The organism is Bradyrhizobium sp. UFLA05-89, assembly GCF_059803475.1.
Genome location: NZ_JBANBA010000024.1, coordinates 44098 through 58084, shown reverse-complemented (window position 1 = coordinate 58084; position 13987 = coordinate 44098). Strand labels below are relative to the sequence as shown.

The 13987-nt window shown below is 63.5% G+C and carries 13 protein-coding genes; 7 read left to right on the top strand and 6 right to left on the bottom strand.

What is annotated here, in order from left to right:
• Positions 1-142: 142 nt before the first annotated feature.
• Positions 143-304 carry a hypothetical protein gene (locus SO139_RS15330; protein WP_449376963.1) on the bottom strand — a complete coding sequence of 54 codons (162 nt, stop codon included), beginning with the start codon at positions 302-304 and terminating at the stop codon, positions 143-145.
• Between SO139_RS15330 and SO139_RS15325 the strand changes: the two genes are divergently transcribed.
• Together SO139_RS15325 and SO139_RS15320 are read left to right on the top strand one after the other, a co-directional pair.
• Complete coding sequence (locus SO139_RS15325; RefSeq protein WP_449376964.1) at positions 294-539, top strand: hypothetical protein; 246 nt, start codon at positions 294-296, stop codon at positions 537-539. The genes SO139_RS15330 and SO139_RS15325 overlap by 11 nt on opposite strands.
• Positions 540-838: 299 nt before the next feature.
• Positions 839-1741, top strand: coding sequence for a polyphosphate kinase 2 family protein (locus tag SO139_RS15320; protein ID WP_449376965.1), 903 nt, complete (start codon positions 839-841; stop codon positions 1739-1741).
• Positions 1742-1766: 25 nt separating this feature from the next.
• On the opposite strand, the gene SO139_RS15315 is transcribed toward SO139_RS15320, so the two are convergent.
• Positions 1767-4517 carry an HAD-IC family P-type ATPase gene (locus tag SO139_RS15315; RefSeq protein WP_498540195.1) on the bottom strand — a complete coding sequence of 917 codons (2751 nt, stop codon included), beginning with the start codon at positions 4515-4517 and terminating at the stop codon, positions 1767-1769.
• Positions 4518-4883: 366 nt separating this feature from the next.
• Positions 4884-5912 (bottom strand): SAM-dependent methyltransferase, encoded by a 1029-nt coding sequence (locus tag SO139_RS15310; protein ID WP_449376967.1) that lies wholly within the window; start codon positions 5910-5912, stop codon positions 4884-4886.
• A gap of 435 nt (positions 5913-6347) precedes the next feature.
• Between SO139_RS15310 and SO139_RS15305 the strand changes: the two genes are divergently transcribed.
• The 3 genes from SO139_RS15305 (at position 6348) to SO139_RS15295 (ending at position 8994) form a co-directional block, all read left to right on the top strand.
• On the top strand, positions 6348-7367 hold the full coding sequence (locus SO139_RS15305) for a flagellar motor protein MotA (RefSeq protein ID WP_449376968.1): 1020 nt from the start codon (positions 6348-6350) through the stop codon (positions 7365-7367).
• Positions 7368-7522: 155 nt separating this feature from the next.
• Entirely contained in the window at positions 7523-8551 is a 1029-nt protein-coding gene (locus SO139_RS15300; protein ID WP_449376969.1) for a peptidoglycan -binding protein, read from the top strand.
• Complete coding sequence (locus SO139_RS15295; RefSeq protein ID WP_449376970.1) at positions 8551-8994, top strand: GNAT family N-acetyltransferase; 444 nt, start codon at positions 8551-8553, stop codon at positions 8992-8994. The genes SO139_RS15300 and SO139_RS15295 overlap by 1 nt, the downstream gene beginning before the upstream one ends.
• A 139-nt stretch (positions 8995-9133) precedes the next feature.
• On the opposite strand, the gene SO139_RS15290 is transcribed toward SO139_RS15295, so the two are convergent.
• The gene (locus SO139_RS15290; protein ID WP_449376971.1) at positions 9134-10978 is read right to left on the bottom strand and encodes an ABC transporter ATP-binding protein/permease; all 1845 of its coding nucleotides are present in this window, start codon (positions 10976-10978) and stop codon (positions 9134-9136) included.
• 198 nt (positions 10979-11176) lie between these two features.
• On the opposite strand from SO139_RS15290, the gene rpmE reads away from it, so the two are divergent.
• A complete protein-coding gene (rpmE, locus tag SO139_RS15285) occupies positions 11177-11404 on the top strand; it encodes a 50S ribosomal protein L31 (protein WP_027521816.1) in 228 nt (75 codons plus the stop codon).
• Positions 11405-11593: 189 nt separating this feature from the next.
• On the opposite strand, the gene rcdA is transcribed toward rpmE, so the two are convergent.
• Together rcdA and SO139_RS15275 are read right to left on the bottom strand one after the other, a co-directional pair.
• Positions 11594-12103, bottom strand: a complete 510-nt coding sequence (gene rcdA, locus SO139_RS15280; protein ID WP_449376972.1) for a protease adaptor protein RcdA — start codon at positions 12101-12103, stop codon at positions 11594-11596.
• A 513-nt stretch (positions 12104-12616) separates the two neighbouring features.
• Positions 12617-12808 (bottom strand): DUF1192 domain-containing protein, encoded by a 192-nt coding sequence (locus SO139_RS15275; RefSeq protein ID WP_449376973.1) that lies wholly within the window; start codon positions 12806-12808, stop codon positions 12617-12619.
• Positions 12809-12924: 116 nt separating this feature from the next.
• On the opposite strand from SO139_RS15275, the gene SO139_RS15270 reads away from it, so the two are divergent.
• Complete coding sequence (locus tag SO139_RS15270) at positions 12925-13923, top strand: NAD(P)H-quinone oxidoreductase (protein ID WP_449376974.1); 999 nt, start codon at positions 12925-12927, stop codon at positions 13921-13923.
• Positions 13924-13987: the final 64 nt, after the last annotated feature.

Below are 13987 nucleotides of genomic sequence, written 5' to 3'. Positions count from 1 at the left end.
GCCCGGCGTGCACGGTAAAGATGTAGATCATTCGACTTCTGACGGCTGAGCCGAATCTCGCGATCAATCAGCGTTGCCGCTTGTGCCCCTGAACGGACACGGCAGATCCAAATGCCCCCCGTGCGGTCCGACGCGATCGGCCCTAACTCCTGCCGTACTGGTCTTGATCGCAGGCCTGCAGGATGCGGACAAAATCGGCCATGCTGGATCGATCCCGATTGTCGGCCATCGCCGCGACCTGAGTATTGGACGCGGGCTGGCTTCCTTGCCAAAACCGCATGAGGAGGTCGGCGATGTTTCTCATGACGCACTCTCCGCAACCAACTGTGGCAGTCGACACCAATGACTGCGGCTCGATCAAGGCAAAGGCCGGCGGGCGTTACACCGCCGACCTTGTCCTGCAACTGCCTGCTCGCGGGCCGGTTCCGTTGCTTTTCGCTCTGCGTTCGTTAGGTAGCACCGGGCACTTGGATGACGCCATTGCGCGCGAGTATGAGGTGACCGTGCTGAGGTACGGCCTGGCTAGTGACTCGGTATAACTCGACCAGACGTCGGTTTAGTCCCAAGTATCGTAGTGCCAAGTATTCTGGTCCCAGGCATTCTAGTCCCAGGCCCCAAGGATTCGGACTGGCATCGATACCGTCTCATGATCGACGGACGAAGCCTCGTTCCGCGTGGGATTGCCGCCATGCGCCCGCGCGGCACCCGCCGCGACGCACGTAGCCCTGCCACCATGATAGGATGACGCACTGCCCATCAAGGCTGTCGGAGAGCGGGTCAAGCCCGGGCCGGCGCAGACAGCGCGAGATTGTCTTTGTCTTAAGACGGAGGACACTCCATGCCGAGAAAAGAGATTCTCGACCAGATCCAGAAGTACATCCACCCGTTCCGTATCTCCAGCGGCAAGGGCTTTCAGCTCGGAGATTTCGACCCCGGCGACACGCGCGGTCTGAACATGGAAAAGGGCGAAGCTGCCGACCTTCTTCAGCGGGGCACTCGGTGGCTCGCAGAAGAACAGGACATGCTTTACGCCCAGGACCGTTGGTCGCTCCTGCTCGTGTTCCAGGCCATGGATGCGGCTGGCAAGGACAGCACCATCAAACACGTCATGTCGGGGGTAAATCCGCAGGGCTGCCAGGTCTTTTCGTTCAAGCAGCCCTCACAAGAGGATCTCGCACATGACTTCATGTGGCGCTACGTCTCGCGTCTGCCGGAGCGTGGACGGATCGGAATCTTCAATCGTTCCTATTACGAGGAGGTCCTCATTGTGCGCGTTCACGAGGATATCCTGAAGCGGCAGAGGCTGCCGTCGTCGTTCGTGGGCAGGAGGATCTGGGGCGAACGGCTGGCAGACATCGCGCGCTTTGAGGATTACCTCACCCGGCAGGGCACGGTCATCCTCAAGTTCTTTCTGCATGTGTCGCGCGCAGAGCAGAAGAAACGCTTCATGAAGCGCCTCGACAATCCCGAAAAGAACTGGAAGTTCTCCGCGTCGGACGTGCGCGAGCGCAGGTACTGGGCCGATTACATGGGCGCGTACGAAGCGGCGATCACGGCCACTGCATCGGAGCAGGCGCCGTGGTACGTGGTGCCGGCCGACAACAGGTGGTTCACCCGTCTTGTCGTCGCCGCGGCAATCGTGGAGGCAGTGGAGAAACTCGACCTCGCCTATCCGAAGGTAAGTTCGGAGCAGAAAAAGGAGCTGGCCACGGCGCGTGCGGAACTTGCACGTGAAGCTTGACTGCCGAGGCGCAAGACGAGCCGTCTCATTCGCCTGCTTCCGCTGCAAGGACAACCTTCCGCAAGGCGCTTGACGAGCGGATGACGAGCTTCTCTGCCTCGACCACGAGGAAGAACAGCAATCCGCCCGCGAGAAGCCAGGGCCACACCCAAAGCGGAACAGATTCGTTGCCAAACATCGCCTGGACCGGTGGCACGTAGGTGAAGATCAGTTGCAGGATCACGACGGCAGCGATGCCGAGCGGCAAGTACGCGTTGCCCATGTGCGCCTTCAGGGAGAGCGACGAATCGAGCAGGTAGCGGCTATTCAGCAAATAGAAGACCTGGCCGATTGTGATGGCGTTGACCGCTACCGTTCGGGCCAGCCCATCCGATGCGCCTTGCTTCGTCATCCAGAAGAACGCCAGCAAGGTGTAGGCAAGGAGCGCCAGGCCGACAAAGATGATCCGCCAGATGCCGAAGCCGGTCACGATCGGGCGGTCTACTGCGCGCGGGGGCCGTTGCATCACATCGATCTCGTGCGGCTCGAAGGAGATGACGAGGCCCAGCGCGACCGAGGTGACCATATTGACCCAGAGCAATTGCGGAGCCGTGATCGGCATGGTGAACCCGACAAAGATCGCCACCGCAATGACCAGCGCCTGCGCGACGTTGGTCGGCAGCATGAATAGCATGGCCTTCTCGATATTGTTGTAGACGGTGCGCCCTTCCTTCACCGCCGCCGAGATCGAGGCGAAGTTATCGTCGGCAAGGATCATTTCAGCAGCTTCCTTCGTGACCTCGGTGCCCTTGATACCCATCGCGACCCCGATGTCGGCTTTCTTGAGAGAAGGCGCGTCGTTCACACCGTCACCCGTCATCGCCACGATTTGATTGTTGGCCTGGATCGCTTTCACCAGGCGCAGCTTGTGTTCGGGGCTGGCGCGCGCGAAGACGTCGACGGCGCGAACTCGTTCCTGCAGCGTCGCGCTGTCCATGTCCTCGATTTCGGCGCCCGTGATCGCGGTCTTGCCGTCGCCGAGCCCAAGCATCTTGGCGATGGCCGCGGCGGTGATCTTGTGATCGCCGGTGATCATGGTGACGCGGATGCCACCACCTTGGCACTCCTTCACGGCTTCGATCGCCTCCTTGCGCGGCGGATCCAGGAGGCCGATCAGGCCGAGCAGGACCAGCGTCCTTGGCAGATCGGCCGCGGTGAGACTGCCAGCCTTCACATTCGGGTTCCGGAGCCACGCGAACGCCAGCACACGTTCACCTTGGGCCGCGAGCCTGTCCGATTGTTCCGAGAAGCGATTGCGGTCGAGCGGGCTCGACTGGCCATCGCCGGTCTGCTGGCGATCGCAGTGTTCAAGAATGACTTCCGGAGCGCCCTTGACGAGCAGGACTTGCTCGCCGTTCGCATCTCTCTGGAGCGTTGCCATAAACTTGTGCTCGGATTCAAACGGAATGGCGTCGATACGCGGAGATGCAGCCTGCTCGAGCTGCCGATCCATGCCGAGCTTTGCCGCGAACGGATAGAGTGCGCCCTCGGTCGGATCGCCCTCCACCTTCCAGGTGCCCTCCTCCTGGAACAGTTCCGCGTCGTTGCAGAGCAGGGACACGCGCCCCATCAGCGCAAGGACCGGATCCTTGCCGGCGGGCTGTCCGTCCTTTTTGATTTCTCCCGCGGGAGAATAGCCATCGCCGGTGACCTGATACGCCGACTCGGCTGTGACGGCGGATACCACCATCATCTCCATGAGCGTCAGCGTACCCGTCTTGTCAGAGCAGATCCGCGACACGGAGCCGAGCGTCTCGACTGCGGGCAACCGCCGGATAATCGCGTTGCGCTGGGCCATGCGCTGGACGCCGATGGCCAGGGTGATCGTGATGAGTGCAGGTAGTCCTTCCGGGATAAGCGATACGGCGATGCCGACGACTGCCTGGAAGAGCTCCACAAAGTCGATCCCTTTCACCCACTTGCCGTAGGCGAAGATCAGGACGCTGATCACCCCGATTGCCGCGCTGATGGCGTAGCCAAATTTCTTGATCTGGCGCAGCAGCGGAGTCTCGAGCGGGCTGACGTCGGCGAGCAACTGGTTGATGCGGCCGAGTTCGGTCTGAGTGCCGGTCGCGACGACCAGTCCGGTCGCACGACCGGATACGACCATGGTGCCGGAAAATGCCATGTTCTCGCGATCGCCGACCGTCGCGTTCGCAGGCACCGCGTCGACGCCCTTTTCTGCCGGCACCGATTCACCAGTGAGGGCCGCCTCTTCGGTCCGCAGGTTCTTTGTCTCGAACAGTCGCAGATCCGCAGGAATCTTGTCGCCCGACTCCAGGAGCACGACGTCGCCCGGAACGAGCTGCTCCGCTGGAATCATGCGGGTTTCCCCACCGCGTACCGCCCTGGCCTCGGCGGTCAGCAAATTGCGGATGGAATCCAGTGCCTTCTCGGCCTTGCCCTCCTGAATGAATCCGAGGAGCGCGTTGAGAACGACCACGCCAAAGATGATCGCCGCGTCGACCCACAGGTTCAGCATCAACTTGGTGAACCCCGCGGCGAGCAGCACGTAGACCAGGATGTTGTTGAACTGTGCGAGAAGCCTCGCAAACGCGCCGCGTTTCCTGCCTTCGGGCAAGCGGTTCTGACCGAATTTCTGAAGTCGGGCCGTAGCCTCGGCCGGAGCAAGCCCTTTCTCGCAGCTGGTAGCAAGTCGCTCGACGACCTCATGCTGAGGTATCGCGTGCCAGGGCACCACCTCGTTGGTCGTGTTCGCATTCGCTGCTGCGCTCATGCCATTCTGCCTATCGGCCGACGTCTAGAACCGGTCAAGGCCGCTCAAGGGGTCGACATCCGACATTTCTTTCGAAGCCGCAATGACATGGGTTGTGATCCGCAAGTCCCTTGATCTGAATCAAGGGACTGAGACCCGTTGAAAGACCGGTTTCAATGCGGAGAAACCCTCACCCAACTTGGGGCTTCGCAGTATGGTTTGACGAGCCCCTCCGATGACCAACCGGTTCCGCGCTTGGTTTGGCGCGCAGACTTCGGATATCGGCCCCAACTCAGACCTGGTCTGAGCTCCGCTATCGCGCCGCGATCAGAGGCACAGCAGACCCGTGCACACCATCCGCGGCACGCCTGATGGCGAGCACGCGCCCTATGCCACCGCCTTCATGCGGTAATGGCTGACGCCCCATTCGGTGCCGTCGGCGTGGCCGAACAGGCCTGCGGTGGCGAGGAAAAACCAGCGCCAGCGACGCATCCACAATACGGTGTCGTTGCCATAGACCTGGCGCAAGGCCGCTTCAATGGCTTCACGATTGCGGTCGAAATTGACCAGCCAGTCGTTCGCGGTGCGCTGATAGTGCGTGCCGCTCCAGCACCATTCCTTCTCGACCTCGAACAGGTCGGGATATTGCCTGACAAGGTGATGGCTCGGCATCACGCCGCCAGTGAAGAAATGCTGCGCAACCCAGTCGTCGCGGTCGGTACGGTCGAACAAATACGAGCCCGAGCGATGGGTGAAGATATGCATGAAGAAGCGTCCGTCGACATCGAGCCAGGAGCGAACGTTCGTCAGGAGCTTGCGCCAGTTCATCATGCGCTCGAACATCTCCACCGAGACGATGCGATCGAAGCGGCGGTCGGGTGCGAACACGTTCATGTCAGACGTGACGACGCGGAGGTTTTGCAGGCCACGCCGTCGCGCCTCCTCCTCGATATGGTCGCGCTGCGAATGTGAGTTCGAGACCGCCGTCACCTCGGCATGCCGAAACTGCCGCGCCATCCACAGCGACAGCGAACCCCAGCCGCAGCCGAGCTCGAGGATCGACTGCCCGTCGGCAAGATCGGCATGCGCGACGGTCTGGCGCAAGGCTTCTTCTTCCGCCTCCTGCAACGTGGTCGCAGCCGTGTTGTAGAAGCAGGACGAATATTTGCGTTTGGGGCCGAGCACCGCCGCGAAGAAAGCAAATGGCACCTCGCAGTGCTGGATGTTGGCGGCATCGGCATGCTCGGCGATCGGCCGCAGCATCATCTGGCCGGCGAAAGCCGTGTCATCCGCCGCCGTGCGGTCAGCAAGGCGCGTCGCGGTGCGCGAGCACAGCCGCTGAATCGCGGCGCGGACGACCACGTCAGGTAACGGCACGCGTTCGGCGGTCTCGATGATGGTGGAGACGAAGCTCATGGGGTCGCTCCCTTGACCGTGGCTCTGAGCAGGAGTGGAAAAAGGCGCTGGTTCGCGCCTGACAGGCGCGGTAGCGATCGCCGGCGCAGGCTCGGAGACCAGCCAACGAAGACTGCCGGCGCCGACCAGTCCGGCCGAAAAAGCCCAGATGACGTCCACCGGGCCGGAATTGCTGGTCCGCTGCCATCCAGGCGAACGTCGTCGGAATCGCAGGCGAAAGCGCGCGAAGCGCCCCGCGATAGGTCATCATGCAAAAAATCCGACTTGAGTCTTCGGGAACGCCGGAGTTTTACAAAGTACCAAAGCTTCAAAGCCCGGTTTCAGCTTTAGGTTCCCTGGTTACCCCTGAAATCGGCCCCTTCCCGCTTTTTTTGGGCTGGCTCTGTGCCATAGTGCAGGCTGCAATTCGAGGTTTCGCAACGGATGACATCGGCCATGAAGCCTGGCACTTCGCCCCGCTCCCCCATGGACATCAACTACATCAAACTATCCTCCCCCAGCGTGTTCCTGGTCCGGATGCTGGTGTTTCTGGTGCTCTGCTCGCTGGTCGGGGTCGTGCTCTACAAGCAGATCATCACCGCCTTCTTCGCCAATCCCGGGCTGAACGCCCTGATCGGCGGTGTGCTGTTCATCGGCATCATCCTGGCATTCCGGCAGGTGATCCGGCTCTATCCCGAGGTCTCCTGGGTCAACAATTTCCGTATCGCGGATCCCGGGCTTGCGCCGTCGCGCCATCCGAGACTGCTGGCCCCGATGGCGGCGATTCTCGGCGGCGAGCGGTCCGGGCGGATGAGCATCACCCAGCAGACCATGCGGCACCTGCTCGATTCGATCGCGACCCGCCTGGACGAGGCCCGCGACATCTCCCGCTATATGACGGGATTGCTGGTCTTCCTCGGCCTGCTCGGCACCTTCTGGGGCCTGATCGAGACCGTTGGCTCAGTCGGCAAGGTGATCGACGGATTGAAGGTCGGCGGCGACGCCGGCGCTCTCTTCGATACGCTGAAGGAAGGCCTAGCTGCCCCGCTTGGCGGCATGGGTATCTCGTTCTCCAGCTCGCTGTTCGGCCTCGCCGGCTCGCTGATCCTCGGCTTCCTCGACCTGCAATCGAGCCAGGCGCAGAACCGCTTCTACACCGACCTCGAAGACTGGCTCGCCACCACCGTGCGCGAATATGGCAGCGGCGAGGTGGCGGCCGTCGCCAGCGGCGGCGGTGTGGCTTCCGGCGAGCTCCAGGCCGCGGTGGAGCGGCTGCGCTCGGTGCTCGAGGAAGGCAACGCGAGCCGCGGCACGACTGCGGCGATGGCAAGCCTTGCCGAAGCCATCCAGGCGCTGGTCTCGCACATGCGAACCGAGCAGCAGATGATCCGCGAATGGGCCGACGGCCAGGGCGAGCAGAACCGCGAGATCCGCCGCCTGCTCGAGCGCCTCGCCCGCCAGCCGGAGAAGAGTTGAGTACTCGCTGGGCTACCGTGCCCCGGACGCAGCGCAGCACGCAGTGGCGCGCTGCTGAGCCGGGGCCCAGCGTTACTTGAAATGTGGGTCCCGACTCTGCGGAGCAGCGTTGCACGCTGCGCCGCGTCCGGGACAAGAAAGTGGAGACAAGCGAGATGGCTCTTGCCCGCGCCCGCCGCAGCGAAGGCCCCTTCAACTACTGGCCCGGTTTCGTCGACGCGCTGTCGACGCTGGTGCTGTCGATCGTGTTCCTGCTCTCGGTCTTCCTGGTCGTGCAGTTCTTCCTGTCGCAGGAGGTCACCGGCAAGGACAAGGCGCTGGAGCAGCTCAACGCCAAGATCGCGCAGCTCAACGAGCTGTTGTCGCTGGAAAAGCTCGGCAAGCTCAGCCTCGACGACCAGGTGTCGCAGCTCAAGGCTGGCCTCGCCTCGGCCGAGTCCGAGCGCAACCGCCTCAAGGGCCTCTATGAGGGACTTGCGAATGCCGGCAACGATGCGCAGGGCAAGACCACCGAGCTCAGCAAGGCGCTGGACTCCGAGAAGCAGGTGTCCGCGCGCGCGCTGGCGCAGATCGAGGTGCTGAACCAGCAGATCAGCGCACTGCGGCGGCAATTGGCAGCGCTCGAGGAAGCACTCGACGCCTCCGAGAAGCGCGACAAGGAATCGCAGACGCGGATTGCCGATCTGGGTTCTCGCCTCAACGTGGCTTTGGCCCAGCGGGTGCAGGAATTGTCGCGCTATCGCTCGGAATTCTTCGGCCGCCTGCGCGCGATCCTCGGCAACCGTCCCGACATCCGCGTCGTCGGCGACCGCTTCGTGTTCCAGTCCGAAGTGTTCTTCGACACCGGCCAGGCAACGCTCCTACCCGAGGGCCGCACCGAGCTCGACACGGTCGCAAGCGCGCTGAACGAGCTCAACGGCAAGATCCCGAGCGAGATCCCCTGGGTGCTGCGCGTCGATGGCCATACCGACGTGCGGCCGGTCAGCGGTGCCAACTTCAAGTCCAACTGGGAATTGTCATCGGCCCGCGCGATCTCGGTGGTGCAATACCTGATCTCGCTCGGCGTGCCCGCCGAGCGCCTGGTCGCCGCCGGCTTTGCCGAATTCCAGCCGCTCGACACCGGCAACACCGAGGACGCCTTCAAGCGGAACCGCCGCATCGAGCTGAAGCTAACGGAGCGGTAGTGAGCTTCCACCTCCGCCCCTATCGCGCCGAGGACGAGGCGGCGGCGATCGATCTGTGGCATCGCACCTGGCAGCAGGCCTATCCGCAGATCGACTTCGCGGCGCGGCGCGACTGGTGGCGCGAGCGCTGGCGCAAGGATCTGGTGCCGAAGGCGGCGATCGTCGTCGCCGAGCAGGACGGCGCGCTGATCGGCTTCGTCACCATCGACGGCGAAGGTTATCTCGACCAGCTCGTGGTCGATCCCGGACAATGGGGTTCGGATACTGCGCGGCTTCTTGTGGATGAGGCCAAGCGCCTCTCGCCGAAAGGCGTCACGCTGCTCGTCAACAAGGACAACACCCGCGCCATCCGCTTCTACGAGCGCAACGGCTTTGCCCACGCGGGCGACGACGTGAACCCGACCTCGGGACGGCCGGTGCTGAAGATGGAATGGAAGCCGTAGGCGCGGCAGCCAGCCCCGCACCCGGCCGTCATTGCGAGCGCGGCAATGACAGGAACTTGAGGCACTTACGCCCCGCCACCGGCAACTGCCGTTCTACTTTGCATGGGGTTGTTTTCGAGGTTTGGACCGGGAGGCGCCCTCACGCCCCCTCGAACTGCAACCTTGCCAGCCGCGCATAGAGCCCGTTCGCCGCGACCAGCTCGGCATGCGTGCCCTGCTCGACGATCCGGCCCTGGTCCATCACCAGGATGCGGTCGCATGACAGCACGGTGGCGAGGCGATGGGCGATCACGATCGTGGTGCGATGGCTCATCAGCTCTTCCAGCGCAGTCTGAACCAGCGTCTCGCTTTCCGCGTCCAGCGACGAGGTTGCTTCATCCAGCAGCAGCAGTGGCGCATCGCGCAGGATCGCGCGCGCGATCGCGATGCGCTGGCGCTGGCCGCCGGACAGCGTCACGCCGCGCTCGCCAAGCGGGGTCTCAAACCCTTCCGGCAGGCGGCGGATGAACTCGGCGGCGTGCGCCAGCTCGGCGGCACGCTCGACCTCGGGGTCGGTCGCGTCGGGCCGGCCGAAGCGGATGTTCTCGCGGGCGGTAGCGGCGAACACCACCGATTCCTGCGGCACCAGCGCGATGCGCGCGCGCAACTCACGCGGATCAGCCGATCTGACCGGCACGCCGTCGAGCGCGATCGCGCCCAGCTTCGGATCGTAGAACCGCAGCAGGAGATGAAACAGCGTGCTCTTGCCGGCGCCGGACGGACCGACGATCGCAACCTTCTCGCCGGGGCGTACGTTGAGCGAAACGCCATCGAGCACCTTGACGTCGGGCCGCGCCGGATAGGCGAAGCTCACCTTGTCAAAGCCGACCTCGCCGCGCGCGGGCGACGGCAGCGCGCGCGGCATCGCCGGCGCCGTGATCTCCGGCTGCACGTGCAGGATCTCGAACAGGCGCTCGGCGGCACCGGAGGCGGCCGCGACCTCGCCCCAGACCTCGCTGAGCTGGCCAAGGCCGGCGGCGGCAAATGCCGCGTAGAGCACGAACTGACCGAGACGGCCGGGCGTGATCGAGCCGATCAGGACGTCATGCGAGCCGATCCAGAGGATCGCGACCACGCTCGTGAACACGATGAAGATGATGATGGCGGTCAGCACTGCGCGCGCCTGTGTCGAGGTGCGCGCCGCCTCATAGGCCTGCTCGACCTCGCCGCCGAAGCGCTTTCCGGCGAGCTGCTCGCTGGTATAGGCCTGCACGGTGCGGATGGCACCGACCAGCTCGGAGGCATAGGCCGAGGCGTCGGCGAGCGTATCCTGCGCGTTGCGCGACAGCCGCCGCACCCAGCGCCCGAAGGCGACCAGCGGCAGCACGATCAGGGGAATGGCGAGCAGCACGAAGCCCGAGAGGCGTGGGCTCGTGATCACCATCATCGCGACCGCGCCCAAGAACATCATCATGTTGCGCAGTGCGATTGACACCGACGCGCCGACCGCGGACTTGATCTGGGTGGTGTCGGCGGTGAGCCGCGAGACCAGCTCGCCGCTGCGTGCGGAATCGAAGAAGGTCGGCGAGAGCGAGAGCAGATGGCCGAACACGTCGCGGCGGAGATCGGCGACGATGCGCTCGCCGATCGTCATCACGAGGTAGTAGCGCGCCGCGCTTGCCAGCGCGAGCACCGCGACCACCGCGATCATCACCGCAAAATAGCTGTTGATCAGCGCGATGCCTTCCGGCGTGAAGCCGAAATCGATCATCCGCCGCACCGCGACCGGCACCAAAAGCGTGGTCAGCGCGGCAATCGTCAGCGCGACGAAGGCAAGCGCCGCGCGGCCGCGATAGCGACCCACATAGGGCGCCAGCGCCATCAGCGGCCGCAGCTTTGCCCGACCTTTGGCCGGCTGCTCGATCAGCTCGGCCTCGATCGAAGGGGTGTCCGCGGCGTTCATCTCGCCCTGATCGACGTCATCAAGCCGTTCCACTGCGCTCATGAGATCCGACCCATTGGATTAGTCCGCTCCCAATAGGCTGGTGCAAAGGTAGTAGCAAATCCGGGATGTCCCTTAGGGGCAAGCCCGGTTCGCTCATCCCGCAATGGCTTGTTTTGCGAGGTTTCGTGGGGTATAGAGCCGCCCAAATCCGTCATTCGCTAGCCACTCAATGAGGCGCCGGGGCGCCGAGGAATTGCCATGAAAGCCGAGATTCACCCGAATTATCATACGATTACCGTCGTGATGACCGACGGTACCGAGTACCAGACCCGCTCCACCTGGGGCAAGGAAGGCGACAAGCTCCAGCTCGACATCGACCCGAAGTCGCACCCGGCCTGGACCGGCGGCTCCGCCCAGATCATGGACCGCGGCGGCCGCGTCTCCCGGTTCCAGAAGAAGTTCTCGGGCTTCCTCAAGAAGGATTGATCCGGCCGATCAGGCCGCGACGAAAAACGCCCCTGGGAGACCAGGGGCGTTTTTGTTTGAGCCCTCAAACGAGCCAAAGGTCTGTAGGGTGGGCAAAGCGAAGCGTGCCCGCCATTTCTCGCGACGATCTGAAAGGATGGATGGTGGCAAGGCGCAGTTGCGCCTTTGCCCACCCTTGCGCCTGAACGCTTACCCCTCGAACGCGGCCTTGAGCGCGTTGAGCTGGGGCACCAGGGGATTGCCGATCGGCATGCGGTCCGTCGGCGGGGTGTGGATGCTGGTGTCGAGGCGGCGCACGCGCGTCTGCAGGCTCATCGAGCGGGTGATCAGGTCCTGCAATTGCTGCGGCAGCTTCTCGATCGTATCGGTGGGGCCGGGATCGGCCGCGGTCAGCTTGACCTTGGTCTTTTCGCGGTTGGCCTGAAGCAGCGTCATCTCGCCTTCCTTCACCGCGCGGTGCAGGAGCAACCAGGATGCGAGCTGCATCAGGCGGGTGGTGAGACGCATGCTTTCGGTGGCGTAGGTCAGGCTGACGGCGCGGTCGAGCGCCTTGGCCTCGGTACGGCCGGCGCCGTCGAGATAGGCGGCGGTCTCTTCGACCAGGTCCATGCCTTCGCGGAACAACGCACCGAACGCAGCCGAATTGGTGAACCGTTCGCTGAGTTGAACGAGAGCGCCGTCGGCTTGCAAACGTTCCATGGTTAACGCCCCTTACGCAACTGTTTACCATCCGGCTTTGGCGCCGGCTTATGATGAACAAATCATTGCGCGGGCCGGCCGCGAAGTCCAGCAGCAACCGCGTTTATGGTTTCCGCGCCTGATTGCACCAAGCCGGGACACGCAAGAAGCAAAACAAGGGCAAAAAAAGAGCCGCCGGAGACCGGCGGCTTTGAAAGTTGATAACAGGGAGGCGTCAAACAGAGTGGACAGGAGCCACTCGGTGTCCAAACGAGGACGGTTCCAGTCATAAACGCGAAAGCTTAATCGACCGTAAACGAGCGATTTTTTTGAGGGTTCGTTAGCCATGTCGGCCATTGGCCGAGGGGGGGTGCGGAACAGTCTCAAGGACAGCGGCTTCAGCGGGCGGACCATCAATCCTCATGGTGAGGAGCGCGCATCGCGCGCGTCTCGAACCATGAAGGCCCGGTTTCCGCGGCCATCCTTCGAGACGCGGCCTTCGGCCGCTCCTCAGGATGAGGACTGCAAGTGTTGCTACGTCTTGAAAACGCTATTCGCGGCATCGCGCGAGGCGCGCTTCTTGGTTGCCGCTTCCTCGAGCCTTGCAATCTCGGATTTCAGCAGTGAAATGCGCTCGGTCAATTCCTCGACCGATAACAGTGAGAGGTCCTGTCCGATCTCGTGGGTGATCTTCTTGCGTGGCCGGTCGTCATCGTCCATCGCCATCATCTCTCCTCCATCACAACCGAACCCGAAGCGGTTGCCAGCGCGTAGCCCGCTGGCTAATCAATTGCCTCGTTCTTCCTGCACCCCTAAGGCACGGGGACAATCAAGGACAAATCATGGAAAAGCTGCCTGCGCAAATGACCGTGGTCGCCATCTCCAAGCCCGGCGGCCCCGAGGTGCTGGTGCCGGAGCAGCGTGCGCTGCCACAGCCGGGTCCCGACGAGATCCTGATCAGGGTGATGGCCGCCGGCGTGAACCGGCCCGACGTGGCGCAACGCTCCGGCGCGTATCCGCCGCCACCCGGCGCCAGCGATCTGCCGGGGCTGGAGGTTGCGGGCGAAGTAGTGGCGGTCGGCAACAACGCCAAGCGGCACAAGATCGGCGACAAGGTGATGTCGCTGGTCGCAGGCGGCGGCTACGCGCAGTACTGCATCGCCCAGGACGCCCAGGCCATGAGCGTGCCGCCGGCGCTGTCGATCCAGGAAGCCGGCGCGCTGCCGGAAACCCTGATGACGGTCTGGCACAACGTGTTCGAGCGCGGTGGGCTGAAGGCCGGCGAGACGCTGCTGGTCCATGGCGGCTCCTCCGGCATCGGCACGATGGCGATCCAGCTTGCGAAAGCGTTCGGTGCGAAGGTCATCGTCACCGTCGGCTCGCAGGACAAGATCGATGCCTGCCTCAAGCTGGGCGCCGACCGCGCCATCAACTACAAGACCGAGGACTTCGTTGCCGTGGTCAAGGCGGAGACCGGCAATGCCGGCGCCAACCTGATCCTCGACATGGTCGCCGGCGACTATGTCGACCGCAACTATGATGCCGCCGCGGTCGACGGCCGCATCGTACAGATCGCAACCCTCAACGGCCCCAAGGTCAACGTCAACATCGCCAAGGTCATGGTGAAGCGCCTCACCCATACCGGCTCGACGCTGCGCCCCCGTAGTAATGCGGACAAGGCGGCGATGGTGGCCGCGATCGAGGCCAAGGTGATGCCGCTCTTGCGCGAAGGCCGCATCAAACCGCTGATGGACAGCACTTTCCCGCTGGAAAAGGCGGCAGAGGCGCACCGGCGGATGGAGACGAGTGCACATATTGGCAAAATTGTGTTGGAGGTCTAACCCGCACGACCCGCAGGCGAGGCGGAAACCCTTTGATTTTCCTCGCTTTCGTGGCATCTATCGC